Raw genomic sequence first — 25,298 nt, 5'->3', positions numbered from 1 at the left:
ATCGACCGTTGAAAAAGGAATCATCATTTGAATAAAGCCCCCTCTTCGACCGTCGAACAGGACCTGTCGAAGCCTGAGGCGATCAGCCTGCGAGAAGCCTTCCTGTTCTGGCTGAAGCTGGGTTTCATCAGTTTCGGCGGGCCGGCCGGACAGATTTCGATCATGCACCAGGAGTTGGTGGAGCGCCGACGCTGGATCTCGGAACGGCGCTTTCTGCATGCCCTCAACTACTGCATGTTGTTGCCTGGGCCTGAGGCTCAGCAGTTGGCGACCTACATCGGCTGGCTGATGCACCGCACGTGGGGCGGCCTGATTGCCGGCGCGCTGTTTGTGCTGCCTTCGCTGTTCATCCTGATCGGGTTGTCGTGGGTGTACATCGCCTTTGGCGAAGTGCCGGTGGTGGCCGGGCTTTTCTATGGGATCAAGCCTGCCGTGACCGCCATTGTGGTGCAGGCGGCCCACCGAATCGGCTCGCGGGCATTGAAGAACAATTGGCTGTGGGGAATCGCCGCGGCTTCATTCACGGCCATCTTCGTGTTCAATGTGCCCTTCCCGTTGATTGTGCTGGGCGCCGCGATCATCGGTTATGTCGGCGGACGTCTGGCACCTGAACGGTTCCGCACCGGGGGCCACAGCACGGAGAAAAAATCCTTCGGCCCAGCCTTGATCGATGACGATACCCCGCCTCCCGAACACGCCCGCTTCAACAGTTTTAAATTGCTGCGTCTGGTGCTGGTGGGTGCGGCGTTGTGGGTATTGCCGATGGGCATTCTCACCACTCTGTTCGGCTGGGAAGGCACCCTGACCCAGATGGCCTGGTTCTTTACCAAAGCGGCATTGCTGACATTCGGCGGCGCGTACGCCGTGCTGCCTTATGTGTATCAGGGCGCGGTCGGCCATTATGGCTGGCTGACACCCACGCAGATGATCGACGGTCTGGCACTCGGCGAAACCACCCCCGGGCCGCTGATCATGGTGGTGGCCTTCGTCGGCTTTGTCGGCGCCTATGTTCAGCAGGTGTTCGGCCCTGATCATGTGTTCCTGGCCGGCGCCCTCGCCGCCACGCTGGTGACCTGGTTCACCTTTCTGCCATCGTTCCTGTTCATCCTCGCCGGCGGTCCGCTGGTAGAGTCGACGCACAACGAACTCAGGCTCACCGCGCCGCTGACCGCGATTACCGCGGCGGTGGTCGGCGTGATCCTTAATCTGGCGTGTTTCTTCGGCTACCACGTGCTCTGGCCCAACGGCTTCGGCGGCCAACTCGACTGGCCTTCGGCGCTGATCGCCATTGCAGCGGCCATCGCTTTGTTCCGCTTCAAGCGGGGTGTGATCGAGGTGTTGATGGGGTGCGGGCTGATCGGGCTGGCGGTGCATCTACTGCGCTAGCCCATCAAGACGCAAATCAATGACGTTGCCGTTGCCTCTGTAGCTCAGTCTTCAGCCAGAGGCTGGCCGGTTGTACCCCCGCCGGACAGCGCACTTCATAGGCGCGGCCACTCATACTGCTTTGGGTGGCCGCCAGCTCGATGAAGTCTTCGGCGCTGTTTACCTTGTTTCTGTCTTCGAGGTACGTCAGTTTCTTCTGCAAATGTACCCGGGCCTCAGCGCCCGGGTATTCGCTCCCGTTGCGCACAAACCGGCACTCGCTGTGCTCGACAAAGTCCAGCAAGCTGTTTATTTCCTGAGTGGCTTGAGGTGGGGTTTGCGCCTGTGCATTGGGCATTATGGCGGTCAGGCCGATACCCGCCGCGATCAACCAGTGGCTGACATGCCGAGTGAAACGTCCAGGCAGAATTCCCATGGTGACACCTCGCAGGACTGACGGCAGATCAGAGCGGTGGTGCCCGCTCTGAAGGCTGGCGAGCAAGTATCAATCGTCGTCGCGGTCGTCGCGGTCCCGGTCACGGTAACGACGGCGATCATCACGCCGGTCGTAATCCCGGTCATACCGTCGATCATCACGCTGGTCATAACCTCGGTCATGGTCGCGACGGTATTCACGGCGGTGATCCCGATCGTACCTGTCATCATCTTCCCAGTGAGGAAAGCAGCCTCCCAACAGGAGGGTACTTGCAATGGCCAGGGTCATTATCGCGGTGCGCTTCATTTGAACGTCCTAAAAGGTCAGAGCTGCGGGGATGAGGTGACGCTTCCCGCGAAATAAATCGCAGTGCGTTCAAACCCATAACTACGACCTTCCAGCCAATCAATGATTCAGTTATCGCAGGGCCTTACAGCGTTCTTTGGCTGTTACCGATGGTTTTGGCTTTTTCGATAGCCCACTCCATCGCCGCTTCCATGTCCAGCAGATGCGGCGACGGATGGTTGTCCTCAACGATGGCCGAACCGTCCGGCCAATAGACACCCATGAACATCTTCAACGAGCCGTCTCTCAATATCTCGGCTTTAACCTCGATGCTGCATCCGTTCGATAGCGTTTCCGAGTGGATCATATGGCGCTCAGTCATGGCTGCATTCCTCCCGTCGTTGCTATCAGCGTAACCCATGCAGCACTGAGCGCGATGACGCTCAAGCGTCTATCTGCACCACCTCGATCCCCAGTTTTTGATAATCCTCGACATTGCCCGAGGCCACGTGACGTTCGGTGATCAGGGTATGCACGCGGTTGCAAGGCGCAACAACGAAAGGCTCCACCGCCCCCAGTTTGTCCGCGGTGGTGACGGCAATCACATGGGAAGCGCTGGCGAGCATCGCCTGCTTCACCGGTACCTCATCGAAATGCAGCGAGCTGATGCCGACTTCCGGATGAATGGCGCAGACCCCGGTGAACAGCAGATCGGCCTTGATGCCTTCGATCAACCGCAGGGTTTCATGGCCGCCGGAAGACATCGTCGCGGGATTGAGCTGACCACCGGCAACAATCACCGTGATGCCTTTGTATTCGGCCAGGGTGATCGCGATCATCGGCGACGCGGTGATGGCCGTGATGGAGATGTCAGCGGGCAGCGAGCGCGCAATCTGCAGCGTGGTGCTCCCGGAATCGAAAATCACGATCTGACCATCTTTGACCCGGCGTGCGGCGAGTTGGGCCAGACGGGTTTTCACTTCATCGGTTTCGCCGACCCGGGTGAAGTAATCCTTGCCCGTATCCTTGGGCCGCGGCAGCGCCCCGCCATGCACCCGCTGCACCAGCCCGGCGCTGGCCAGCTCCGACAGATCCCGGCGAATGGTGTCTTCGGACACAGCGAAATGCTGGCTCAGCTCGGAGGCCATGACCTTACCGTCGCGTTCGAGGATCAAAAGGATTTTCTGACGGCGCAACTGCGGGAGTTCGGTGATGGAATGCTCGGCTTGCATGGTTATGCCTGTTTTTGCGTGTTTGTGCGAGATTAGTCAAACACTGGAGCGAACACAACCGGCATGGCAGCGCAGAACCTGTGGGAGCGGGCTTGCTCGCGAAGGCGGCGGCACATCCAGCATTGATGTTGACTGACACACCGCTTTCGCGAGCAAGCCCGCTCCCACATGGATTGCGTTTAACGGACGTTAATCACAACGCACTCACGATGAACTCGCGCAACCATTGATGCGCAGGGTCGCGATGAACACGCTCGGGCCAGAGCATCGACATCTCGTAACCCGGGACATCAAGCGGTGGCTCGACCACCTCCAACGCCCCCGCATCGCGAACCAGCCGCGACGGCAGCATCGCGACCATGTCAGTGCTCTCCACCACCGACCGGACAAACAGGAAATGCGGGACTGAAAGCACCACCCGGCGCGTCATGCCCACCGCCGAAAGCGCCTGGTCGGTGACACCCTGAAACGCCCCACCATCCCGTGACACGATCACGTGGTCGAGTTCACAAAATTGCGCCAGTGTCGGCCGTTTTTTCAACTGCGGATGGCCGGCACGCCCTACCAAAACATACCGCTCGGTAAACAACGCTCGACGCCGCAAGCCGAGGGGAGCGTCCTCGCTGGTGTGAAAAGCCAAATCAATTGCCCCCTGCTCCGCTTGTCTGGCGATCTGTGACGGAACCAGGTCAAATACCGCCAGACGCGTGCCGGGTGCTGCCGAACGCAGCCCGGCCAACGCGGGCAACACGATGGTCGACTCACCGTAGTCAGACGCCATGACGTTCCACGTCTGCCGTGCCTCAACCGGGTTGAAAGGGCTGGCGGGTGACACGGCGCGCTCCAGGGCTTCCAGGGCCTGGCGCAACGGCTCGCGCAACTCATCTGCCCGGGCGGTGGGCCGCATGCCCCGTGGTCCTGGCAATAACAGTGGATCACCGAAAATGTCCCTCAATTTGGCAAGATGAACACTCACCGACGGTTGAGACAAACTCAGGCGTTGCGCCGCACGGGTCACGTTGTGTTCCGAGAGCAAGACATCAAGGGTCAGCAACAGATTGATGTCCAGGCGTCGCAGATTATTCATGGTAATACCTGGCATATTGGTTATTCATTTCCAATATACCGGGCAAAGCCCGACTCTGCAGCCTCCTGACACCGGAGACTCAGCCATGAAAGTCCTGCTCGTTTATGCCCATCCCGAACCAAAATCATTGAACGGCTCGCTCAAAGACTTTGCCGTCAAACGCCTGGAATCTAACGGCCACCAGGTGCAAGTCTCCGATCTATACGCGATGGACTGGAAAGCCTCGCTGGATGCCGATGACAGTCCCGGTCGGCCAGCCGAATCGCGGTTCAATCCTTCGCTGGACTCCAAACTTGCCTTCGAAGAAGGCCGGCAAAGCCAGGACATCGTCCTCGAACAGGAAAAACTGCTCTGGGCCGATGCCGTCATTCTGCAGTTTCCACTGTGGTGGTTTTCGATGCCGGCGATCCTCAAAGGCTGGGTGGAACGCGTCTATGCCTATGGTTTTGCCTATGGCGTGGGGGAACATTCCGATGCGCGCTGGGGTAACCGCTATGGAGAAGGCACGCTGGCGGGCAAACGGGCGATGCTGATCGTCACTGCGGGTGGATGGGAGTCTCATTACAGTTCCCGGGGCATCAATGGGCCCATCGATGATCTGCTATTCCCCATTCAGCATGGCGTACTGTTTTACCCCGGCTTCGACGTGCTGCCACCGTTCGTGATCTATCGGACCAGCCGAATGGATGAAGCGAAATTTTCAACAACCTGCGACGCGCTCGGTCAACGGCTTGATGACCTCGGGAGGACCGCACCGATTCCTTTCCGGCCGCAGAATGCCGGGGCGTATGACATCCCGCAACTCACGTTGCGCGCGGAGATTGCGTCGGATCAGACTGGGTTTGCAGCTCACGTCAGACAGGCAGAGCGTGATGAACAAGACGTGCGAGTCGCGTCCGCAAAAGCGCGCGCCGTGTAGAACAAACTGGCTACCCGCAAACACGAAAAAGCCCGCACAAGGCGGGCTTTGGAAATCGATGTAGGTGGCCAGCGCTGGTCTCTGGCTTACAAGGTTTATCGGGCCTCTCACAGAACAGGATTTTTAACTTTAGGCTGTTCTGCCTCACACGGCATAAGGGCTGGATCTCAGCGCGGAGATCTTTCTAACCGTGTACCCTTGGGAGCGCGCCCCACGCTTCCTCGCTATCCCTTTGCGCATCAGTCTGCGTCTTCACCTACAGCTTCAGAATAGCAAATCGTTCGAGGCCTGGGTCGGGGTTTTTAGACCGATTCTTTTCCAAGAGAACAGTGGGAGGATTGAAAAATAATAATGGCGCGCTTAGAGATCAAATCAGGACGCGATCTCCTGTAGGAGCTGCCGAAGGCTGCGATCTTTTGATCTTAAAGCTCCCAAACCACCGCTAATTTAATAAACCGCCTTGGCGGGATCAAAGCACGCTGCACAGAACCCGCACTCACCGCAGGAGAGACAATAGCGCCGGACGGCGTAGCACTCACGCCGGCAACACGTTACCAACACTCACTACGACCGCAACACCCCGATCGCCCGCCGATACTTCTCAACGCGCTCCAGATCCTCCCAGGACGGCTGGGCAATCCGCGACAAGTCGCTGTTCTCTTCCAGATCCGCCAGTTTCACCACCCGCCCGATCGGGTTCTGCGCCACGCGCTCGATAAACGCCTCGTAGGATTCGCCCGGCACCTTGGTCACCGACGCAATCGCCATCAGCACCGTTTCGCTAAAACCTTCGTTACGCAGATCGTCGAAGCTGATGCCGCAGTCTTCGACCACGTCATGCAGCACCGCGACGATGCGCTCTTCCAGCGTGTTCACCCGCAGCATGACTCTCAGCGGATGCAGGATGTAAGGCGCGCCGCCCTTGTCCACCTGCCCCTCGTGCGCCGCCGCGGCGATGGCAATGGCGCGTTCCAGTGTCTGGGTCATGGGATTCTCCTCGGGTTAAACGCCGTAACGGCCGGCGACATGAATGTTGCGCTGGAACCAGCCTGCAATCGCTTGCCACCGCCCCACAGGCTTGGCGCCCTCAGCGTGGCGTTCGAGAATCATCGACACCAGCGTCGCCTGATCGACGCCCGGATGACCATCCACCACTTCAGCGACCCAGCCACAACCAGCCTTCTGCAAATGCAGACGCCATTCACCCGGCCAGGCTTCAAGCGCCGACACCGCCAACCACACCGCCCCGCCCTGCTCGCAATGACCGCCACCGATGGACTGTTCGAAACAAAAAGGCATATCCGGGCGGGAAAGGTCGATGTGAAAGAGATAAATGTCCTGGGTTTTGTGCTGTGGCGTGGGGGCGTTGTTGCGGCTACCGATTTCGATCATGGGCGTGTTCCATCCTTGATTTGCCGTTGGCTTTCAGTCTACGACGGTGGCGGCGCTGAACGGAAGCAAGCGTACTCACCACCGAAAATCCCGCGCTTGATCGTTTGATGAAGGCGCGGCCAGGATTTTGAAGTCTGAAAAACATGTAGGAATCTGCCCTTTGTGGCGAGGGGGCTTGCCCCCGTTGGGCTGCGAAGCAGCCCCAAACCCTGCTAGCCCGTTTCCTCAGACACACCGCAATGCCCGGTTTTGCGGCGGCTGCGCCACCGAACGGGGGCAAGCCCCCTCGCCACAGTGACCCCGTGTGGTCCTACAGCCCGGTTGCGGCTACCGAAATCGCTGCCTAGAGTGGGTCTGTCGCTGACCGCAGTTGGCGATAGGGTTTCGCAGCCCTTAAGATTGACACCTTGTTCCGTCAGACACGGCCGACTCCCGGCTGCGTATCGTTTTATGGCGGTTGTGCGTGGGAGACCTTCGGGTCTGCCGGGTCTTGGTGTTAATCCGGTCTGCGAACCCGCGCATAGCTGCCACCCATTTTGTTTCGCAGCAGAACGGTGGCAATTCTACTTTTATTAGGATTAACACCATGACAACTCAACACCCGCTCCGCCACTACACCCCAATGTCCCATTTCGCCACCGACCACCCCGTCCTCCTCATCGACGCCGACGCCCCACTGCGCGAACTCCACAACTGCCTCAGCGAACGCCTCAACGCCGTCCTCAAATACCTCAACCTCATGGCCTGCACCAGCCTGCCGGACTACGCCGAGCACGACATCAACACCGTCACCAACATCGCCCGGATCATGGTCCAGGATGTGAGTGATGTGTTTCGGGTGATTGAGCAGCGTGGGTTTGATGCGCCTAAGGGGCAGTGACCCTATTTGAGCCGTAAAAAAACCCGCGTTTTTGCGGGTTTTTTACGACTATGGCTTCGCTAGATCCCATTCGCACGACCTCAAGCGATCAGTGTCAGTGCCACTTCCTTTTCGCATATCAATGTTGCCATCTGCGTCGAGGTAGATGTGAGTATTGGGCCAACTTGGTGTGATGCTGATGCAATGCCAGCGATTTTTCTCGATTCGCAACTTCATCGCGCAGTGATGAGAAAAGCTCTCGAAGAAAGGCCCTGTCCCCAGGGCCTCCCAGACGCCATCGCTTAGTAAACCTGCACCCGCCACAACTCCCGCGACGAAGAACCCGCCGACATCGGCAACCGCCCATGCAGCGTCCGATAGTTGTCGATCAGCACCAGATCACCCTCACTCCATTGATGGGCAATCAGGCACTCCGGGTCATAAACCAGCGAGTTGACCTGTTCGAGCAGCGCCTGTTGAGCCTCTTCATCATGGTCCTGCACAGCCTGGCTCAGGGTCTGCAATGTCGAGTCGGTGCCCTCTTGGTAACGCAGGATGAGTTCGCCGCTGCGGGGGTGATGATCCACCAGGCTGTACATGCGCGGGGAGCCACCGAAGTAGGTCATTTTGGTGTAGTAGGTGATGTTCACGTCCTGCCATTGTCGGGCGACTTGCTGCCCGACTTTGCGCAGTACGTTTCGGCTGTCGACGATGGTGGTCTGGCCCTCGCCCGGCTGCGGCGCGGTCTTGCAATACAGCATGAATTTGCTGGCGCAGAATTTCGGGTTGCGCTGAACCTGTGCGTCGCTGTCGGGCAGCATGTTCAGGTCCCAGTGCAACGGTGTTTTCTCCAGCGAGTGCACCACGCCTTGGGGTTTGTCCGCAGGCTTGACCACGTGCACGGCGCCGAAGGCCCATTCGTACAGCGTGCCAAAGCGTTCGCAGCTGCGAGCAAAACTGTCCTGGTCGTCGAAGCGGCAGCCCTTGAGGCAGACGAAACCGAAGGTTTCCACCAGTGCTTCCAGCAGGCCCGTGGACAGTCGTTCGAAACCCAACCCCAACGGGTCTCGCACCACCAGGCCAAACAGCGGCAGTTTTTGCAGTTCGTATTCGAAGCCTTTGGCCTGCGGGTTTTCTGTTTGGTGGTAGAGCCACGGGCGACCTTGCCAGGTGACCAGCACATGGTGGTCGAGGTCGACCTGGGCGCGGGCGCGAAGGGTTTGGCTGCCATCGAGGTTGCACACCGGTACGGCGTGCCAGGGGCTGTCGACACGGGTCAGCCCTTCGGCCAGGCCGAAGGTGAATTTGGGCCCGGCATTGCTGTATTGATGGACCGACAAGCGAATGTCATCGCCGAAGAAACGATCCACTGCCGCATTCAATGTCTGCCCGCGAAACATCATTTGGTAGGCTTTGAAGTTGATTTGCTGCAGATACTCGTCCTCGCTCTGCCCCTCTTCACGGCACAGACGCAGGTCGTTGTAGAGGTGACTGCAGAGGTGGTCATGCGCCTGGCTGAGGGATTCATCGTGCCGGCTCTGCTCGATCAGATCCCCAAGGTTTTTCCAGGGCAGACGGGCCTGCTTGATCAGGCTGGCGCGAACCGACTCGGCACTTTGAGCCTGAGGGAACAGGTCTTCCATGCTGATCCACTGAATCGTATGGGTGGTGCACAGTTCACGCAAAGCCCGGTTGTAGGTCTCGCGAACGTCGTCGGCCACCCCGACGATGTCGTTGAAGGTCGTTCCGTCACTGAGGATCGAGACCACACAACCCGGTGCGTGCAGCGCGGCGATGGCTTGGCCGAGCTGGTCGAGGCGCTCGATGGCGATGACCTCGCCGTAGTCCGGCAACACGCCGAATGTCTGGTCAGTGGCGTTTGGCGACTTGCAGGGAAAGCCTGGCAGTACCAGACGTACCGGCAGGCGCTGATCGAAGCAATGCCCCAAACGTAGCGTGAGATGCGCTCTGCCTTGTGTGTCGAAACAATCATCCGTGCCTTTGAGCAGATAACCCGCGAGCAAATCGCTGACGGCAGCGATCCATGCGTCTCTATGTTCCATAGAACAACTTCCTTGAGAATGTGTGTATCAATAGGATTTAACGGTGTCGCCATGCTCGGTGAATGCATGCGCCGTACCGCAGACTTGCTGCAGAATGCGCAGCAATCCGGCCGGCTGTTCGCAGCAGAAGTTCGGGGCCAGCGCCTGCAAGTCAGGTGTCAGACCATAGCCCCAGGTGACCGCCGCCGAGTACATGCCTGCAGCACGGGCGGTCTTCAAATCGATCTCGGTGTCACCGACGAACAAGCAGTGTTGCGGATCAACCGACAACCGTCGGGCGGCTTCCCATGCCACCTCCGGCTGAGGTTTGAGCGCCCTGCCCGTGCGGTGCCCCAGAATCGTCCCGAAGGCATTCTGCGGAAGCAGCGCATCGGCTACTTGCCGGGCCATTTCCTCGGTCTTGTTGGTCACGATTGCCAGCGGCACTTGTAACTGGCGACAACCTTCAAGCAAGGCAAGCACACCGCTGAAGGGCCGGGAAAATTGAACAAGGTTGTTTTGATACAGCGCCACATAACGCTGGTGCAGCGCGGCCGCATCGGCAATGCCAAACCCCGTGGCGACCTGCTCGATCATCGCTGTGACCCCACCGCCGATATAACCCCGCACCGTCTCCGCTGTCTGCGCCGGGCAACCGTGTTCGAGCAACACCTGGTTCAGGCACCAGGTGATGTCAGGCAAGGTGTCGACCAGGGTCCCATCCAAATCGAAGAGTACGGCTTCGACCCGCAACCGAGACGCCATTATTGAGCACTGGCGTAGTGACAAGGACGCCCCTTGCGGAACACCAAGCGGTGGTAACGCTCATCGACATTGCTGCGTTTTTCGAGGGTGACCACACCCCGTCGCTTGATAGCCACCGAATGCCAGGGTGTGCGCCACAGGTCGCTGGTTGGCACCAACCGGATACCGATTTTCGTCGACACCGCCAGTTGCGGGTGAATCGACAGGCGCAGGCAATGCGGGTAGCGCGCCTGTAACAGCGCACTCCAGGCTTCACTGCGCTGGATCACCCGCTGCGAGGCCGGTTTGGCGATTTTCTTCACCGCATTAAGGCTCATGCCGGCGAATACCTTGAGCCCCGAGTAATCCTCGGAAAGGAAGCGATGGATACCGCAGTACATCAACATCATGTGCGGCTCATCCTTGAAACGCTGCTGCAACAAGACCAAGGACTGGCCGTGCTCGATCATCATCTCCTCACGCATGGCGTCCAGACAATCAAGCGGAGGATAGGCATCCCGGAGATCGAAATGGGCGAACGTGCCGGGATAGTGCTGTTCGGCGTAGTCCTGGATAGCGTCGGTGTAGGCTTTGACGTCCGCATCGGGAACATGCACCAGGTCAGAGAACACATAGCCATCGGAGCAGATATGAATCAGCGCCCCTAGTGCGTAGATCTGCTGGATCTCATTGCACAGGCGATGTAACTCGTCGATGGCATGATGTTCGGCAAGATCGGGCAGATGGCTGAGGGTTTTCTTGCGGCTGGGCGACTTGCCGGGAAAGGCCGGCAAGACCATTTCGACCTTGCGACCGCTCTCGACTGCTTGCATGACCCTGGTCAGATGGGGTTCCAGCACCTGCAACGAAAGCTCGTGATCCTGCCCCGGGGCAAGGCTACGACGTCGAAACAGGCATTCGAGAATTTGCTGGGCAATGTTCATGTGCGCGTTGTTCTGACGCTCGAGCACCAGCTGACCGCACACCTGTTGAGCAACGGTGTTTGAACCCTGCATAGACAATCCCTTGTGTGGTGAATAACGGCCATTTTTTGACCGTCAGCAGATATTCCTTACCTGCGGGCGGCTAAATTCCTACAAGTCGTTACGACTGTCAATCGTGGCAATCAGGAATATTGCGGGCTGCACGAGCCCCTCCGGGTCTGCCGCCGGTGAAGCTATCAACCAATGCCAAGCCTACAAAAGTGCTTTCACCATCGGCACACAAGCCAGCTGAAGCCCGGAGGGCGAATGGTAAATAGCTGGTTCGTGACCAACGAAACCGCAGCGCCGGTAAAAATCAGCGGCGTTTAAAGTGGCGTCCAGATTGACTTCCCTCAGCCCCAAATTCCGCGCCAGGCATTCAAGGTAGTCCAAGACTCTCAAGCCAATGCCACGTTGCATGAAGCTCGGGAGCACAAAGAGTGCGCCGATTTCACTCTTCTCCAGATCAAGCATTCCTGTCGCCACCGGCTCACCCTGAATACAGCCCAGATAAAAGTGTTTATTCATCAGGTCGCTATACCCGTCCTTGGCCGCTCCTGCCGTCCAGGCCAGCATTTGCTCCGTGGTATAGGCACCGACGCATTGATGCCGTATCGCTTGAAGGCGAATGTCGAACGCCGTTTGGGCATCGCTGTGCGTGGCGCGTCTAATCTCAAACATTTCATTCTCCATTGGCAATCGGTAGACGGAGAACTAAAAAGCCCCGTCCATTTCTGGCGGGGCCTTGGGTAACTACGTCAAATCCTGTGAACGCGTGACCTCACGGCCCGCCAGAGGCGGTCATGGAGGAGCACATCATGTTCATGCGGGGGATGCAGGTCATGGGTCGATAGTGTTTTGGATGATCCGGGTTGTCAATTTTGAGGGGGAAGTAAATGTGAGAGTCATCCGGCCGTACTGGATGACGGAAATCAGTCCAGCAGCGCGACCTTCTTCAGTAGCTCGTACAGCCCAACAGGAACCAGCGGCGTATCGCCAGTAATACTGTCGAGCGGCAGCCACTTCGCAATAAAGGCAGCACCATCGCTTTCTTGAGCGTTCAAGTGGGGCCGTTCATAGACGCTGGTATCCACGAATTTTGCATCGTAGACCTGCACGATTTCGTGCCCGGGCGTGCCGGCATACGTGAAGATGTTTTCGAGCGTGCCGAGCAGGCGAACATCGGTGATGGATAAACCGAGTTCTTCATCGACTTCACGTATTACGGCTTGGGCGCTGGTCTCGCCAAACTCGATTCCGCCACCGATTGGGCGCATGAATGGCTTTCCAGTAACGGGGTCGTACGCTTCGTTGACCAGTATCTTGCCATCGTGATGGAAGATGCAGAGTGCAAGAGGGCGGATGCGGTGTGCGGTCATTAGGTGAAGCCCATTTGCTTTGATCAAACCCTGTAGCAGGTGCTTCCATTTGGCATGGGTAGTGACCGCGGACGCAGCCTTCGGCAGCTGCTACAGGGTAGTGTCCGTTTTGATATCAGAAGTTGGCTGGAGTGTTGGCGCTGATGATTTCAGCTTCATCCTGGCCGATATTGCGAAACTTGTGAGGCAGCGTTGTCGGGAAGTAATAGCCGTCGCCAGCGTTGAGCACACTGATCTGCCCATCCACGGTCAGCTCAACCGTGCCACGGGTTACAAGCCCACACTCCTCCCCTTCAGCATGCACGATGGGTTCTTCCCCCGAACTCGCCCCAGGCGCGTACTGCTCCCGCAACAAGCGCATCTGCCGACTCGGTACCGAAGCGCCGATCAGCAACAACCGCAGCCCATGACGCCCGAGATCCGGCTGTTCATTGGCGCGGAACACGTATTGGTGCTCGCGGGGCGGTTGGTCGAAGGTGAAGAAGTCCGCCAAGGACATGGGGATGCCTTCGAGCAGTTTTTTCAGGGAGCTGACGGAGGGACTGACGCGATTCTGTTCGATCAGGGAGATGGTGGCATTGGTGACGCCGCTACGCCGGGCCAGCTCGCGCTGGGACAGTTTGTAGCTTTCGCGTACTAATTTGAGTCGTGAGCCCGTGTCCATGACAGCCTTATGCGAAGAATACTTAAGGGGTAATGGGGGTGGGTGGCGGGCGACTGGTGGCCGCGGATCACGCCGTTTCCCGTCCCGGAACCGTGGAAGGCGGGTATTAAATCACGTTTGTTGGTGTTGCTCAGCAGGTTCGATAAACGGCTATGAAAAAAGCCGGCGGGCCCCTGATGCCGGTCGGTCAGGTGCGGGAATTGTGGGGGCGGGGTGCTCGCGATGGCGGTGTGTCAGGCAGCATTGATGGCGGCTGATAGGGCCTCATCGCGAGCAGGCTCGCTCCCACAGTGGTCGGTGTTGTTCGCAAAATTTGTGTATGTCGTCAGTTCCCTTGTGGGAGCGAGCCTGCTCGCGATGGCGGAGTGTCAGTCGACAGAGATGCTGACTGTGCGGCCGCCTTCGCGAGCAAGCTCGGCTCCTACAGGGATTGCGTCTGGCTTAGATACCAAACCGGTCGCGCAGCGCGTAATACGCGGCGCCCATGGCGGTGAGCGGGGCCTGGAAGGTGCGGCCGCCGAGCATGGGCATGTGCGGCAGGGAGGCGAAGGCGTCGAAGCGTTCGGCGTCGCCGCGGATCATTTCCGAGATGAGTTTGCCGGCCAGGTGCGAGCAGGTGACGCCGTGACCGCTGTAGCCTTGCATGTAGTAGGCATTTTTCTCGATGCGGCCGAATTGCGGCATGCGGGACATGGTCAGCAGGAAGTTGCCGGTCCAGCGGTAGTCGATTTTCACGTCCTTGAGTTGCGGGAAAGTCTTGAGGATTTTTGGTTTGATCAGTTGCTCGATGTCGTCCGGCTCGCGGGCGCCGTAGACCACGCCGCCACCGTACAGCAGGCGGTTGTCGGCGGTGAGGCGGTAGTAGTCGAGCAGGTAGTTGCAGTCTTCGACGCAGTAGTTGTTGGTGATCAGGCTGCGGGCGACTTTTTCGGACAGCGGCTCAGTGACGACGATTTGCGAACCGCACGGCATGCTTTTGCGCGTGACGCGGTTGTCGAGGTCTTGAGGCAGATAGGCGTTGCCGGCGATCAGCAGGTACTTGGCCCGCACCACGCCTTTGGCGGTGCGCACGGTAATCGGCTCGCCGTAGGTGATTTCCACGGCGGCGGATTGTTCGTAAATTTTGCCGCCCAGGCTGATGATCGCGGCGGCTTCGCCGAGGGCCAGGTTCAGCGGGTGGATGTGGCCGCCCTGCATGTCGAGCAGGCCGCCGACGTAGTTGTCGCAACCCACTTCGCGCTTGATGTCAGCGGCGTCGAGCATTCTCAGATTCTTGTTGCCATAGCGCTCCCAACTGCTCTTTTGCTCGGCCAGGCCGTTGAGTTGCTTTTTGTTCAGCGCCGCGAAGATGCCGCCGGGGCGGTAGTCGCATTTGATGTCGTACTCTTTGATGCGCGAACGGATGATATCGGCGCCTTCAAAGATCATGCTGCCGAGCACTTCGGCGGTTTTGTCGCCGTAACGCTCTTCAATGACATCGACGTCGCGGCTATACGAATTGACCAGTTGGCCGCCGTTGCGACCGCTGGCGCCGAAGCCGACTTTGGCGGCTTCCAGTACGGTCACGCTGTAACCCGCTTCGCTGAGGAACAGCGCCGAGGACAAACCGGTGTAGCCGGCGCCGATCACGCAGACGTCGCAGTCCACTGCTTGTTCCAGCACCGGGAAGTCACCGGTGAAGTTGCGGGTGGCGGCGTAGTAGCTGTTTACATGCTTTTGTTTAACAGAGTCTTGTTTCATAGGTTTCTCCGATGGCCGCAAACGCTCGCCTGCGACCGCCGCTGTAAAGGTGTTAGAGCTTGATCCAGGTCGCTTTGAGTTCGGTGTATTTGTCGAACGCGTGCAGCGATTTGTCCCGACCGTTACCCGACTGCTTGAACCCGCCGAACGGCGCGGTCATGTCGCCGCCGTCGTACTGGTTGACCCAGACGCTGCCGGCGCGCAAACCACGGGCGAAGCTGTGGGCCTTGCTGAGGTTGCTGGTCCATACGCCGGCTGCCAGACCGAAGATGCTGTCGTTGGCGATCTGCAGCGCTTCTTCAGCGGTGTCGAAGGTGATCAGCGACAGCACCGGGCCGAAGATTTCTTCCCGGGCGATGGTCATGGCGTTGGTCACGCCGTCGAAAATCGCCGGTTCCACGTACAGGCCACCGGTGTCTGCGAGGGTACGATTGCCGCCGGCAATCAGTTGCGCGCCCTGGTCTTTGCCGATCTGGATGTAGCGCAGCACGTTGTCCAGTTGGCGCTGATCGACGACCGCGCCGACGGTGGTTTCAGGATCGAGGGCGTGGCCTGGTTTCCAGGCTTGCAGAGCTTCCACCAGCAGCGGAATGAATTGCTCGCGAATCGAGCGTTCCACCAGCAGACGTGAGCCAGCGGTGCAGACTTCGCCCTGGTTGAAGGCAATCGCACCAGCGGCTGCTTGTGCTGCCGCACGCAAGTCCGGCGCATCGGCGAACACCACGTTCGGGCTCTTGCCGCCCGCCTCCAGCCAGACGCGTTTCATGTTGCTTTGCCCGGCGTAGATCAGCAGTTGCTTGGCAATCGCGGTGGAGCCGGTGAAGGCCAGCACGTCGACGTCCATGTGCAACGCCAGCGCCTTGCCGACGGTGTGACCGAAGCCTGGCAGGACGTTGAACACGCCTTTGGGGATGCCAGCCTCCAGAGCAAGCTGCGCGATGCGGATCGCCGTCAGTGGTGACTTTTCCGAAGGCTTGAGGATGAACGAATTGCCTGCCGCCAGGGCCGGGGCGAACTTCCAGCTGGCCATGATCAACGGGAAATTCCACGGCACGATGGCGGCGACCACGCCTGTCGGTTCGCGGGTGATGAGGCCGAGTTGGTCGTGCGGTGTGGCGGCGACTTCGTCGTAGATTTTATCGATGGCTTCGGCGCTCCAGCGGATCGCGTTGGCGGTCGCCGGGATGTCGATGGCCATGGAATCGCTGATCGGTTTGCCCATGTCGAGGGTTTCGAGCAGCGCCAGTTCTTCCTGATTTTGCAGAATCAGATCAGCGAAACGAATCAGGACGCGCTTGCGCTCGGCCGGGGGCAGTTTGGCCCAGATGCCGGATTCGAATGTGCGGCGTGCAACCTGCACGGCGGCATTGGCGTCGGCTTCGTCGGTGCTGGCGATGTTCGCCAGGAAGCGGCCGTCGACCGGGCTGATGCACTCGAAGGTGTCGCCGCTGAGCGCCGGGCAGTATTGGCCGTCGATGAATGCGCGGCCTTCTAGTGTGAGGGACTGGAAGCGTTGTTCCCAGTCGCTGCGAGTGTTTGTCATGGTTGTGACTCTACGCAGAGGAATATGTAGTCGCCGGACTAAAGCCGACCAATTAACGATCAGAAAACCACGATTTCCTGTGGGAGCGATCTGTGGCGAGGGGGCTTGCCCCCGTTGGGCTGCGAAGCAGCCCTAAAATCTCAGATGCACCAAAGATCTTTGTGAGTGCTACGCACTCAAACGGGGGCAAACCCCCTCGCCACAGGTCGCTCCCACAGTTGATGGGTGGTGTATGCAGAGAATGCGTACACCATTTAGCTCATCAAACCGTATGCAAGTACCAGTTGTACTCAAGGTCGGAGATGGAGTTTTCGAACTCGGCCAGCTCGCTTTCCTTGCACGCCACGAACACGTCGATGTACAGCGGGTCGATGTAGCGCGCCATGACTTCGCTGTCGTCCAGCTCACGCAAAGCATCGCGCAGGTTGTTTGGCAGGCTTTGCTCGTTCTGCTCGTAGCTGTTGCCTTCGACCGGGGCGCCAGGTTCGATTTCGTTGGTCAGGCCGTGGTGAATACCGGCCAGTACCGACGCCATCAGCAAGTACGGGTTGGCGTCGGCGCCGGCTACGCGGTGCTCGATGCGCACGGCATCCGCCGAACCGGTGGGCACACGTACCGCAACGGTACGGTTGTCGATGCCCCAGCTTGGCGAGTTCGGCACGTAGAACTGCGCGCCGAAACGGCGGTACGAGTTGACGTTCGGGCAGAGGAACGCCATCTGCGCCGGCAGGGTCTCGAGCACACCGCCGATCGCGTGACGCAGTGCGGCGTTCTGCTCGGGATCCTCGCTGGCAAAGATGTTGTTGCCTTCTTTGTCGAGAATCGAAATGTGCACGTGCAAACCATTGCCCGCCTGGCCCGGATACGGCTTGGCCATGAAGGTGGTGTCCATCTCGTGGTCGTAGGCGATGTTCTTCACCAGACGTTTGAGCAACACAGCGTAGTCGCAGGCCTTTATAGGGTCGTTGACGTGATGCAGGTTCACTTCGAATTGCGCCGGGGCGCTTTCCTTGACGATGGCGTCAGCGGGAATGCCCTGCTCTTTCGCGCCTTCGAGGATGTCTTGCAGGCAGTCGACGTATTCGTCCAGATCATCGATCAGATACACCTGGGTCGAGTGCGGACGTTTGCCGGACACCGGCGAGCGTGGCGACTGCGGACGACCGTTCACGTTGTCCTGGTCGATCAGATAGAACTCCAGTTCGAACGCTGCGCAAATGGTCAGGCCCATGTCATCGAACTTGCTCACCACCTGACGCAGCACTTCGCGAGGGTCAGCGAAGAATGGCTGGCCTTCAAGTTCGTGCATGGTCATTAACAGCTGCGCGGTGGGGCGCTTCTGCCAGGGTTCGATGCTGAGGGTATTGGGGATGGGAAAGCAGATTCGATCCGAGTCGCCGATGTCCAGACCCAGGCCGGTGCTTTCCACCGTAGAACCGTTGATGTCCAGAGCAAACAGTGACGCCGGGAGGTTAATGCCTTTTTCGTAAACCTTATGAAGACTGGTGCGTTCGATGCGCTTGCCGCGCACCACACCGTTCATATCCGCAATCAGAAGGTCGACGTACAAAACCTCAGGATATTTCTTAAGGAATGCGTTTGCTTCGTTGAGTTGAACGGCACGCAGAGGGACCGACATGATGCACCTATTAGCTGTTAATTATTATGTTCACTACCCTTTCACGAGCCCAGTCAATCCGAAAGGCAAAGTGAAGTCAATAGCGAACACTTGGCCTTTCAACCTTTATTTTCTGGCCTTTTTTGGACACATGAGTGCCAGATTAGTCTTGCGAACCGCGTAAACCCTGAAGATCGGACGTGTAGCGTTTAGAATTTTTTACATGAGAGTTGTTAATTAAAATCAACAAGGCTAAGCTCCGGAAAAGCTCGTTCAAGTGTGAAACTTCGAGGTGATAAAAATGGCATTCAAGCCATTGATCGGCGTTACTGCGTGCATCAAACAGATTGGCCTGCACCCCTACCACGTCAGCGGCGACAAGTATTTGCGTGCTGTCAGCGTCGCGGCTTTGGGGTTGCCAGTGGTCATTCCTTCCTTAGGCGATCTGACCGAAATCGATGACCTGCTCGCGCAACTCGACGGTCTGCTGCTGACCGGCTCGCCGTCGAATGTGGAGCCCTTCCACTATCAAGGCCCGGCCAGTGCCCCCGGTACGGATCACGATCCGCAACGGGACGCCACCACCCTGCCCTTACTGCGCGCAGCCATCGCCGCCGGTGTTCCGGTGCTCGGCATCTGCCGGGGTTTTCAGGAAATGAACGTGGCGTTCGGCGGCAGCCTGCATCAGAAGGTGCACGAACTGCCCGGCATGCTCGATCACCGGGAAGCGGATCATCCGGATTTGGCCGTGCAGTACGCACCGGCCCATGCGGTGAATGTGCAACCGGGCGGTGTGTTCGAAGTGCTGGACCTGCCGCAGGTGTTTCAGGTGAATTCGATTCACAGCCAGGGCATCGACCGACTCGCTCCCGGTCTGCGTGCTGAGGCTGTCGCGCCGGATGGTTTGATCGAGGCGATTTCGGTCGAACACAGCAAGGCCTTCGCTGTCGGCGTGCAATGGCACCCGGAATGGCAGGTGCTTTCGAATCCCCCCTACTTGAGTATTTTCCAGGCGTTTGGCGACGCATGCCGGCAACGGGCGGCGCTGCGTAATACGCGCTGACTTCAAAAAGCATTCAACGATTTAACTGCCCCCGTGAGTCTGGCGGGCGTGCCTTTGCGCGCCGGTCGCTCACGTAATAGATGAACCGCAATAACAACAAGTACGACCAGGCAGCCAGGATGGCGGTGCCGAATAAGCCCGGCCGGTACGGGCCAGTGATTCAAATGCAAATCCCCTTGTGGGAGCGGGCTTGTGTGGCGAGGGGGCTTGCCCCCGTTCGATTGCGAAGCAATCGTAAATCGGTCACCGCTTTCTGATTCAAGATCGCGGCGACTGATTCAGGGGCGCTTCGCACCCCAACGGGGGCAAGCCCCCTCGCCACACAAGCCTCGCTCCTAAAGGGGGTCGCGTTATGACTGGCACCGCACGGCTTGGGCTTGCAATCAACTACTAAGTCAGGCCGCGTTGGCCCGACGACTGAAACCTGTTGGGAGTTTCATATGGCAAACGCCTCCAGCATCTACAGGAAGGCTCTTGAAGGTCACCAGGCACCGAAAAAGGTGTTGGTGAAAGTCGACCGCGTCACTAAGAAATTCGACGAAACCACCGCCGTGGACGATGTGTCCCTGGAGATCCATCAAGGCGAAATCTTCGCCCTGCTCGGCGGTTCAGGTTCGGGTAAATCGACGCTGCTGCGCATGCTCGCCGGCTTCGAGCGCCCGACCGAAGGGCGGATTCTGCTCGACGGTGTCGACATCACCGACATGCCGCCGTACGAACGGCCGATCAACATGATGTTCCAGTCCTACGCGCTGTTCCCGCACATGACGGTGGCGCAGAACATCGCCTTCGGCCTCAAGCAGGACCGTTTGCCCGCCAGCGAAATCGACGCCCGTGTCGAAGAAATGCTGCGGCTGGTGCACATGACCCAATACGCCAAGCGCAAACCGCATCAGTTGTCTGGCGGCCAACGTCAACGCGTGGCGTTGGCCCGCTCTCTGGCCAAGCGGCCGAAGCTGTTGCTGCTCGACGAACCGATGGGCGCGCTGGATAAAAAGCTGCGCTCGCAGATGCAACTGGAATTGGTGGAGATCATCGAGCGGGTCGGCGTCACCTGCGTGATGGTGACCCACGATCAGGAAGAAGCCATGACCATGGCCGAACGCATCGCGATCATGCACCTGGGCTGGATCGCCCAGATCGGCAGCCCGGTCGACATCTATGAAGCGCCGGTCAGCCGCATGGTCTGCGAATTCATCGGCAACGTGAATGCCTTCGACGGTACCGTGGTCGAGGATCTGGAAGGTCACGCGATCATTCACAGCCCGGACCTTGCGCAGAAGATTTACGTCGGCCACGGCGTGAGCACGTCGGTGCAGGACAAGTCGATCACCTATGCGATCCGCCCGGAAAAAATGCTGGTCAGCACCCTCAAGCCCGAGACTCGCTATAACTGGTCCGAAGGCAAGGTGCATGACATCGCCTACCTCGGCGGCCACTCGGTGTTTTACGTGGAACTGCCCGGCGGCAAGATCGTCCAGTCGTTTATGGCCAACGCCGAACGCCGTGGCGCACGCCCGACCTGGGACGATCAGGTCTACGTGTGGTGGGAAGACGACAGCGGCGTGGTACTGCGCTCATGAGAACCTTCAATCAGCAGTTCCTGCGCCTGGTGCCCAGCGGTCGCAAACTGGTCATCGGCATTCCGTTCCTGTGGCTGTGCCTGTTTTTCCTGTTGCCGTTCTTCCTGGTGATGAAGATCAGCTTCTCGGAAGCGGCCCTGGCCATTCCTCCCTACTCCGAGATTTACACCTTCGCCGAGCAGAAATTCCAGCTGCTGCTGAACATCGGCAATTACTCGCTGCTGACCGAAGATGAGTTGTACATCTCGGCTTACTTCGGCTCGTTGAAGGTCGCGTTTTTAAGCACGCTGATGTGCCTGGTGATCGGTTTTCCGATGGCCTACGCGATCACCAAGGCCAGCAAGGAAACGCAGAACGTTCTGCTGTTGTTGATCATGATGCCGACCTGGACCGCGATCCTGATTCGCGTCTATGCGTGGATGGGCATTCTCAGCAACAACGGTTTGCTCAACGCGTTCCTGATGTGGACCGGGCTCACGTCGCAGCCGATCGAGATCCTCAATACCAACACGGCGGTGTACATCGGCGTGGTCTATGCCTACCTGCCATTCATGGTGTTGCCGCTGTACGCCAACCTGGTCAAACACGATCAGAGCTTGCTGGAAGCCGCGTCGGACCTGGGTTCGAGCAACTTCAACAACTTCTGGAAAATCACCGTGCCGCTGGCCAAGAACGGGATCATAGCCGGGTGCATGCTGGTGTTCATTCCGGTGGTCGGTGAGTTCGTGATTCCGGAACTGTTGGGGGGCCCGGAGACCCTGATGATCGGCCGGGTGCTGTGGCAAGAGTTCTTCAACAACCGCGACTGGCCGGTGGCATCTGCCTTGGCGGTGGTGATGCTGGCGATTCTGATTGTGCCGATTCTGCTGTTCAACCGCAGCCAGGCCAAAGAGATGGAGGGACGGGGATGAAACGCTTCGGATTTTCAAAGTTCATGCTGATTTTCGGCCTGTCGTTTATCTACCTGCCGATGCTGATTCTGGTGATCTACTCGTTCAACGCCTCGAAACTGGTGACGGTGTGGGGCGGCTGGTCGGTGAAGTGGTACGTCGGCCTGCTCAACAACACGCAACTGATGGGCTCGGTGGTGCGCTCGCTGGAAATCGCCTGCTACACCGCGATTGCCGCCGTGGCGCTGGGCACCCTCGCCGCTTTCGTGCTCACCCGTGTGACACGTTTCAAGGGCCGTACGCTGTTTGGTGGTCTGGTGACGGCGCCGTTGGTGATGCCGGAAGTGATCACCGGTCTGTCGCTGTTGTTGCTGTTCGTGGCCATGGCGCAGTTGATCGGCTGGCCGCAAGAACGTGGCCTTGTCACGATCTGGATCGCCCACACCACGTTCTGCGCAGCGTATGTGGCGGTGGTCGTTTCAGCGCGTTTGCGTGAGCTGGACCTGTCGATTGAAGAAGCGGCCATGGACCTGGGCGCGCGGCCGTTCAAGGTGTTCTTTTTGATCACCATCCCGATGATCGCACCGTCACTGGCGGCGGGCGGCATGATGTCGTTTGCCTTGTCGCTGGATGATCTGGTGTTGGCGAGTTTCGTCTCTGGCCCAGGCTCGACGACGTTGCCGATGGAAGTGTTCTCGGCGGTGCGCCTGGGCGTGAAGCCTGAGATCAATGCCGTGGCCAGTCTGATTCTGCTGGCGGTGTCGATCGTCACGTTCATGGTCTGGTACTTCAGCCGTAAGGCCGAAGCCACTCGCAAGCGGGCGATCCAGGAAGCCATGGACCAGACCGCCAGCGAGTCGTGGCAGCAGCCGAAAAAACAGCGGGTCGAAGCGACGGCTTAGTGCTGTTGAGTTAAATGAAGTGAACACAAAACCTGTGGTGAGGGGCTTGTTGTGGTGAGGGGGCTTGCCCCCGTTGGGTCGCGAAGCGGCCCCCAAACCTGCAACCGAGGTGTATCAAGCACACCGAATTCGCTGGTTTACGACTGCTTCGCAGCCGAACGGGGGCAAGCCCCCTCGCCACAGCAAGCCCTTAGTCACAGTTTTTGTATTCACTGCACTTTTGCTTTGCGTATTTGAACAAAAAAGAAAATGGAGTTGTACCAATGAAAATGTTTGGCAGGACTCTGCTGACACTGTCCTTATTGGGCGCGATGGCTACCGGTGCCCAGGCCAATGACAAGGTATTGCGCGTCTACAACTGGTCGGATTACATCGCCCCGGACACCGTCAAGAAGTTCGAAGACGAGACCGGCATTCGCGTGACCTACGATGTGTTCGACAGTAATGAAACCCTTGAGGCACGCTTGCTGGCCGGTAAATCCGGCTACGACATCGTGGTGCCCTCCAACAGTTTCCTGGCCAAGCAGATCAAGGCTGGCGTCTATCAGCCGCTGGACAAATCGAAGCTGCCGAACTGGAAAAACCTCAACCCGGTGCTGCTGAAAAACGCCTCTGCCAGCGACCCTGACAATGGCCACGCTTTCCCGTACATGTGGGGTTCGATCGGCATCGGTTACAACCCCGCCAAGGTCAAGGAAGTGCTGGGCACCGATGCGCCGGTGAATTCCTGGGACTTGCTGTTCAAACCGGAAAACGCCGCGAAGTTGAAAGCCTGCGGCATCAGCTTCCTTGATTCACCGACAGAAATGCTCCCGGCCGCCCTGCACTATCTGGGCTACCCGGTGAACGCTCAGGACAAGGCGCAGATCGCCGAAGCCGAAGCGCTGTTCATGAAGATTCGCCCGTCGGTGGCATATTTCCATTCGTCGAAGTACATCTCCGACCTGGCCAACGGCAACATCTGCGTAGCGGTCGGTTACTCCGGCGATGTGCTGCAAGCCAAGGCCCGTGCCAAGGAAGCTGGCGACAAGGTGAAGATCGAATACAGCATCCCGAAAGAAGGCGCCGGCAGCTTTTACGACATGGTTGCCATCCCACGGGACGCGGCCAACGTCGACAACGCCTACCTGTTCATGAACTTCCTGATGCGCCCGGACATCATCGCCGAAGTCACCAACAACATCGGCTACAGCAACGCCAACGCAGCAGCCACGCCATTGGTGGATGAAGCCATTCGCGATGACCCGGGTTCGTATCCGCCGCAAGCGGTGATGGCGACGTTGTATGCGATTCCAGATATGCCGATCGGTATTCAGCGGGTGATGACCCGGGGCTGGACGCGGGTGAAGCTGGGTAAGTGATTAAAAATCGAACACAAAATATCTGACTACCACGGACCAAAATGTGGGAGCGGGCTTGCTCGCGAAGAGGCCATCACATCCAACATCAATCTGATCGTCCCCACGCTCTGCGTGGGAATGCCTCCACGGACGCTCCGCGTTCGGCTCTGGAAGGGACGCGGAGCGTCCCGGGCTGCATTCCCACGCAGAGCGTGGGAACGATCAGTGGCAAGGTTTCAACCATTTTCCGTTCACGCAGCGCCTTACCACCGCTGCACTCCTCTCAGAAGAACGGCTTCACCTGGCTTCCTCGGTTAAGGTGAATTTCGGGCGCCCTCGGGCGCCTTTTTTTGGTGTGGGGTCATGCACAAACCAGCGGCCATTCGGCCAGCGCCCGGTACCGCCCTTTATGGGATTCGAACAAGGTAAAGCGGTCAGCACGCAGGAAAAACTCTGGCGGCGTCGCAGATTCAGGGACCGGCGCCCGGTAGTCGCGCATCAGGGTCAAATGCGGGCGAAATTCTCGCCGGGTGTCTTCAAAGCCAAACGGCAACATGGCCTGCTCCAGCGCATACACCAACCGTAGCAACTCCGGTGCTGCCTGCTCGGGCGCCAGCAACAGAACCCCGGAGCGACGCCAGACTTCCAGACGATCAAGCACAACCGTCAACGGCATGCCGGGCATCTGGACATTGGCGGCGGCCTCGCAGACGCCCGCTATCTGCGCCATCCCCACCGTGCCGAGAAACAGCAGCGTCAGATGAAAGTTTTCCGCCGGCACCGGGCGTCCGATGTTGAGCCCCAGCGCGCTGCGCCATTGGGCGATGGCCCGGCGTTGTTCGGGGGCGCAGTTGAGGGCGAAGAACAGCCGTTTGAACGGCTCACGGGATTCATCGCTCATGTCTGCCACCTCAAGGCTTCGGAGTCCCTTTGATTTTACAAAGGGATACCACGCCAGCAAGTGCATTTCTGGCACCACCCGGCAGGCGCGTTATAGTTGAAGCAACCGAATCGACGGGAGGGCGCCATGCGTCAGGTCATCAGCAAAGAGCCATGGTGGGCTGTGCCACCCAAGCCCGGCCAGGATGAATCCGAGCTGGAATGGGGTTGGCTGGTTCACTACAACGAAGGCGAGCCGCGCTTCGAGTTCATCAAGGAGCGGCCGTCGGACAGCCAGATTCGTAACCGCAAGAGTTGCAGGACCACCCCGACGCCGGAGTGATCCTGCGACG

At 58.8% G+C, this 25,298-nt stretch carries 26 protein-coding genes; 9 read left to right on the top strand and 17 right to left on the bottom strand.

Annotated features, from left to right (window positions below; translation table 11 throughout):
* The first annotated feature begins 27 nt into the window (after positions 1-27).
* Complete coding sequence (gene chrA, locus ACQKPC_RS05485; protein ID WP_427623483.1) at positions 28-1,386, top strand: chromate efflux transporter; 1,359 nt, start codon at positions 28-30, stop codon at positions 1,384-1,386.
* A gap of 16 nt (positions 1,387-1,402) precedes the next feature.
* Here chrA and ACQKPC_RS05480 read toward each other — a convergent pair whose 3' ends face one another.
* From ACQKPC_RS05480 to ACQKPC_RS05460, 5 genes are all read right to left on the bottom strand, one after another.
* On the bottom strand, positions 1,403-1,801 hold the full coding sequence (locus tag ACQKPC_RS05480) for a DUF5329 domain-containing protein (protein WP_427623482.1): 399 nt from the start codon (positions 1,799-1,801) through the stop codon (positions 1,403-1,405).
* A gap of 69 nt (positions 1,802-1,870) precedes the next feature.
* Positions 1,871-2,107 carry a hypothetical protein gene (locus ACQKPC_RS05475; protein WP_427623481.1) on the bottom strand — a complete coding sequence of 79 codons (237 nt, stop codon included), beginning with the start codon at positions 2,105-2,107 and terminating at the stop codon, positions 1,871-1,873.
* A gap of 124 nt (positions 2,108-2,231) precedes the next feature.
* A complete protein-coding gene (locus ACQKPC_RS05470; protein ID WP_008006271.1) occupies positions 2,232-2,468 on the bottom strand; it encodes a hypothetical protein in 237 nt (78 codons plus the stop codon).
* A 61-nt stretch (positions 2,469-2,529) separates the two neighbouring features.
* Positions 2,530-3,318, bottom strand: a complete 789-nt coding sequence (locus tag ACQKPC_RS05465) for a DeoR/GlpR family DNA-binding transcription regulator (RefSeq protein ID WP_427623480.1) — start codon at positions 3,316-3,318, stop codon at positions 2,530-2,532.
* 193 nt (positions 3,319-3,511) lie between these two features.
* Entirely contained in the window at positions 3,512-4,405 is an 894-nt protein-coding gene (locus ACQKPC_RS05460; protein ID WP_427623479.1) for a LysR family transcriptional regulator, read from the bottom strand.
* A gap of 85 nt (positions 4,406-4,490) precedes the next feature.
* Between ACQKPC_RS05460 and ACQKPC_RS05455 the strand changes: the two genes are divergently transcribed.
* Positions 4,491-5,324 carry an NAD(P)H-dependent oxidoreductase gene (locus ACQKPC_RS05455; RefSeq protein ID WP_427623478.1) on the top strand — a complete coding sequence of 278 codons (834 nt, stop codon included), beginning with the start codon at positions 4,491-4,493 and terminating at the stop codon, positions 5,322-5,324.
* Between the two features lie 564 nt (positions 5,325-5,888).
* Here the strand turns inward: ACQKPC_RS05455 and ACQKPC_RS05450 are convergent.
* Positions 5,889-6,311, bottom strand: a complete 423-nt coding sequence (locus ACQKPC_RS05450) for an HD domain-containing protein (protein ID WP_427623476.1) — start codon at positions 6,309-6,311, stop codon at positions 5,889-5,891.
* Positions 6,312-6,326: 15 nt separating this feature from the next.
* Positions 6,327-6,716, bottom strand: coding sequence for a hypothetical protein (locus tag ACQKPC_RS05445; RefSeq protein WP_427623475.1), 390 nt, complete (start codon positions 6,714-6,716; stop codon positions 6,327-6,329).
* Positions 6,717-7,302: 586 nt separating this feature from the next.
* Here ACQKPC_RS05445 and ACQKPC_RS05440 point away from each other — a divergent pair.
* Positions 7,303-7,596, top strand: coding sequence for a fructose-bisphosphate aldolase (locus tag ACQKPC_RS05440; protein WP_427623474.1), 294 nt, complete (start codon positions 7,303-7,305; stop codon positions 7,594-7,596).
* Positions 7,597-7,877: 281 nt separating this feature from the next.
* Here the strand turns inward: ACQKPC_RS05440 and ACQKPC_RS05435 are convergent, their stop codons facing one another.
* The 9 genes from ACQKPC_RS05435 to ACQKPC_RS05395 form a co-directional block, all read right to left on the bottom strand.
* On the bottom strand, positions 7,878-9,638 hold the full coding sequence (locus tag ACQKPC_RS05435; protein WP_427623473.1) for an isocyanide synthase family protein: 1,761 nt from the start codon (positions 9,636-9,638) through the stop codon (positions 7,878-7,880).
* A gap of 27 nt (positions 9,639-9,665) precedes the next feature.
* The gene (locus ACQKPC_RS05430) at positions 9,666-10,382 is read right to left on the bottom strand and encodes an HAD family hydrolase (RefSeq protein ID WP_427623472.1); all 717 of its coding nucleotides are present in this window, start codon (positions 10,380-10,382) and stop codon (positions 9,666-9,668) included.
* Positions 10,382-11,377: an L-tyrosine/L-tryptophan isonitrile synthase family protein gene (locus tag ACQKPC_RS05425; RefSeq protein WP_427623471.1), complete on the bottom strand. Its 996-nt coding sequence runs from the start codon at positions 11,375-11,377 to the stop codon at positions 10,382-10,384. The genes ACQKPC_RS05430 and ACQKPC_RS05425 overlap by 1 nt, the downstream gene beginning before the upstream one ends.
* A gap of 180 nt (positions 11,378-11,557) precedes the next feature.
* Positions 11,558-12,025, bottom strand: coding sequence for a GNAT family N-acetyltransferase (locus tag ACQKPC_RS05420; RefSeq protein WP_427623470.1), 468 nt, complete (start codon positions 12,023-12,025; stop codon positions 11,558-11,560).
* Positions 12,026-12,276: 251 nt separating this feature from the next.
* Positions 12,277-12,723 carry an NUDIX hydrolase gene (locus tag ACQKPC_RS05415; RefSeq protein WP_427623469.1) on the bottom strand — a complete coding sequence of 149 codons (447 nt, stop codon included), beginning with the start codon at positions 12,721-12,723 and terminating at the stop codon, positions 12,277-12,279.
* A gap of 115 nt (positions 12,724-12,838) precedes the next feature.
* Complete coding sequence (locus tag ACQKPC_RS05410; protein ID WP_427623468.1) at positions 12,839-13,387, bottom strand: cupin domain-containing protein; 549 nt, start codon at positions 13,385-13,387, stop codon at positions 12,839-12,841.
* A gap of 441 nt (positions 13,388-13,828) precedes the next feature.
* Positions 13,829-15,127, bottom strand: coding sequence for an NAD(P)/FAD-dependent oxidoreductase (locus ACQKPC_RS05405; RefSeq protein ID WP_427623467.1), 1,299 nt, complete (start codon positions 15,125-15,127; stop codon positions 13,829-13,831).
* A gap of 52 nt (positions 15,128-15,179) precedes the next feature.
* Positions 15,180-16,670: an aldehyde dehydrogenase gene (locus tag ACQKPC_RS05400; RefSeq protein ID WP_427623465.1), complete on the bottom strand. Its 1,491-nt coding sequence runs from the start codon at positions 16,668-16,670 to the stop codon at positions 15,180-15,182.
* A 262-nt stretch (positions 16,671-16,932) separates the two neighbouring features.
* A complete protein-coding gene (locus ACQKPC_RS05395; protein ID WP_192343521.1) occupies positions 16,933-18,309 on the bottom strand; it encodes a glutamine synthetase family protein in 1,377 nt (458 codons plus the stop codon).
* Between the two features lie 280 nt (positions 18,310-18,589).
* On the opposite strand from ACQKPC_RS05395, the gene ACQKPC_RS05390 reads away from it, so the two are divergent.
* The 5 genes from ACQKPC_RS05390 (at position 18,590) to ACQKPC_RS05370 (ending at position 24,087) form a co-directional block, all read left to right on the top strand.
* The gene (locus tag ACQKPC_RS05390) at positions 18,590-19,351 is read left to right on the top strand and encodes a gamma-glutamyl-gamma-aminobutyrate hydrolase family protein (RefSeq protein ID WP_427623464.1); all 762 of its coding nucleotides are present in this window, start codon (positions 18,590-18,592) and stop codon (positions 19,349-19,351) included.
* Between the two features lie 440 nt (positions 19,352-19,791).
* Positions 19,792-20,934, top strand: coding sequence for a polyamine ABC transporter ATP-binding protein (gene potA, locus ACQKPC_RS05385; RefSeq protein ID WP_008068177.1), 1,143 nt, complete (start codon positions 19,792-19,794; stop codon positions 20,932-20,934).
* Between the two features lie 29 nt (positions 20,935-20,963).
* The gene (locus tag ACQKPC_RS05380; protein ID WP_427623619.1) at positions 20,964-21,845 is read left to right on the top strand and encodes an ABC transporter permease subunit; all 882 of its coding nucleotides are present in this window, start codon (positions 20,964-20,966) and stop codon (positions 21,843-21,845) included.
* Positions 21,842-22,726, top strand: coding sequence for an ABC transporter permease subunit (locus ACQKPC_RS05375; RefSeq protein WP_427623462.1), 885 nt, complete (start codon positions 21,842-21,844; stop codon positions 22,724-22,726). Before ACQKPC_RS05380 ends, ACQKPC_RS05375 begins: the two co-directional genes overlap by 4 nt.
* 263 nt (positions 22,727-22,989) lie before the next feature.
* On the top strand, positions 22,990-24,087 hold the full coding sequence (locus ACQKPC_RS05370) for a polyamine ABC transporter substrate-binding protein (protein WP_427623461.1): 1,098 nt from the start codon (positions 22,990-22,992) through the stop codon (positions 24,085-24,087).
* 340 nt (positions 24,088-24,427) lie between these two features.
* On the opposite strand, the gene thpR is transcribed toward ACQKPC_RS05370, so the two are convergent.
* A complete protein-coding gene (thpR, locus tag ACQKPC_RS05365; protein ID WP_008011743.1) occupies positions 24,428-24,967 on the bottom strand; it encodes an RNA 2',3'-cyclic phosphodiesterase in 540 nt (179 codons plus the stop codon).
* Positions 24,968-25,093: 126 nt separating this feature from the next.
* Between thpR and ACQKPC_RS05360 the strand changes: the two genes are divergently transcribed.
* Positions 25,094-25,288, top strand: a complete 195-nt coding sequence (locus ACQKPC_RS05360; RefSeq protein ID WP_192343516.1) for a hypothetical protein — start codon at positions 25,094-25,096, stop codon at positions 25,286-25,288.
* The last annotated feature ends 10 nt before the right edge of the window (positions 25,289-25,298 follow it).

The sequence above is a fragment of the Pseudomonas sp. NPDC089918 genome, from assembly GCF_050280605.1.
Taxonomy (GTDB): Bacteria; Pseudomonadota; Gammaproteobacteria; order Pseudomonadales; family Pseudomonadaceae; genus Aquipseudomonas.
This window is presented reverse-complemented; position numbering and strand designations above follow the sequence as displayed.

Coding starts and splice junctions, on each gene's coding strand:
- ACQKPC_RS05480 (WP_427623482.1), bottom strand. CDS start 1,801: ATGGGAATTCTGCCTGGACGTTTCACTCGGCATGTCAGCCACTGGTTG.
- ACQKPC_RS05475 (WP_427623481.1), bottom strand. CDS start 2,107: ATGAAGCGCACCGCGATAATGACCCTGGCCATTGCAAGTACCCTCCTG.
- ACQKPC_RS05470 (WP_008006271.1), bottom strand. CDS start 2,468: ATGACTGAGCGCCATATGATCCACTCGGAAACGCTATCGAACGGATGC.
- ACQKPC_RS05465 (WP_427623480.1), bottom strand. CDS start 3,318: ATGCAAGCCGAGCATTCCATCACCGAACTCCCGCAGTTGCGCCGTCAG.
- ACQKPC_RS05460 (WP_427623479.1), bottom strand. CDS start 4,405: ATGAATAATCTGCGACGCCTGGACATCAATCTGTTGCTGACCCTTGAT.
- ACQKPC_RS05455 (WP_427623478.1), top strand. CDS start 4,491: ATGAAAGTCCTGCTCGTTTATGCCCATCCCGAACCAAAATCATTGAAC.
- ACQKPC_RS05450 (WP_427623476.1), bottom strand. CDS start 6,311: ATGACCCAGACACTGGAACGCGCCATTGCCATCGCCGCGGCGGCGCAC.
- ACQKPC_RS05445 (WP_427623475.1), bottom strand. CDS start 6,716: ATGATCGAAATCGGTAGCCGCAACAACGCCCCCACGCCACAGCACAAA.
- ACQKPC_RS05440 (WP_427623474.1), top strand. CDS start 7,303: ATGACAACTCAACACCCGCTCCGCCACTACACCCCAATGTCCCATTTC.
- ACQKPC_RS05435 (WP_427623473.1), bottom strand. CDS start 9,638: ATGGAACATAGAGACGCATGGATCGCTGCCGTCAGCGATTTGCTCGCG.
- ACQKPC_RS05430 (WP_427623472.1), bottom strand. CDS start 10,382: ATGGCGTCTCGGTTGCGGGTCGAAGCCGTACTCTTCGATTTGGATGGG.
- ACQKPC_RS05425 (WP_427623471.1), bottom strand. CDS start 11,377: ATGCAGGGTTCAAACACCGTTGCTCAACAGGTGTGCGGTCAGCTGGTG.
- ACQKPC_RS05420 (WP_427623470.1), bottom strand. CDS start 12,025: ATGTTTGAGATTAGACGCGCCACGCACAGCGATGCCCAAACGGCGTTC.
- ACQKPC_RS05415 (WP_427623469.1), bottom strand. CDS start 12,723: ATGACCGCACACCGCATCCGCCCTCTTGCACTCTGCATCTTCCATCAC.
- ACQKPC_RS05410 (WP_427623468.1), bottom strand. CDS start 13,387: ATGGACACGGGCTCACGACTCAAATTAGTACGCGAAAGCTACAAACTG.
- ACQKPC_RS05405 (WP_427623467.1), bottom strand. CDS start 15,127: ATGAAACAAGACTCTGTTAAACAAAAGCATGTAAACAGCTACTACGCC.
- ACQKPC_RS05400 (WP_427623465.1), bottom strand. CDS start 16,670: ATGACAAACACTCGCAGCGACTGGGAACAACGCTTCCAGTCCCTCACA.
- ACQKPC_RS05395 (WP_192343521.1), bottom strand. CDS start 18,309: ATGTCGGTCCCTCTGCGTGCCGTTCAACTCAACGAAGCAAACGCATTC.
- ACQKPC_RS05390 (WP_427623464.1), top strand. CDS start 18,590: ATGGCATTCAAGCCATTGATCGGCGTTACTGCGTGCATCAAACAGATT.
- potA (WP_008068177.1), top strand. CDS start 19,792: ATGGCAAACGCCTCCAGCATCTACAGGAAGGCTCTTGAAGGTCACCAG.
- ACQKPC_RS05375 (WP_427623462.1), top strand. CDS start 21,842: ATGAAACGCTTCGGATTTTCAAAGTTCATGCTGATTTTCGGCCTGTCG.
- ACQKPC_RS05370 (WP_427623461.1), top strand. CDS start 22,990: ATGAAAATGTTTGGCAGGACTCTGCTGACACTGTCCTTATTGGGCGCG.
- thpR (WP_008011743.1), bottom strand. CDS start 24,967: ATGAGCGATGAATCCCGTGAGCCGTTCAAACGGCTGTTCTTCGCCCTC.
- ACQKPC_RS05360 (WP_192343516.1), top strand. CDS start 25,094: ATGCGTCAGGTCATCAGCAAAGAGCCATGGTGGGCTGTGCCACCCAAG.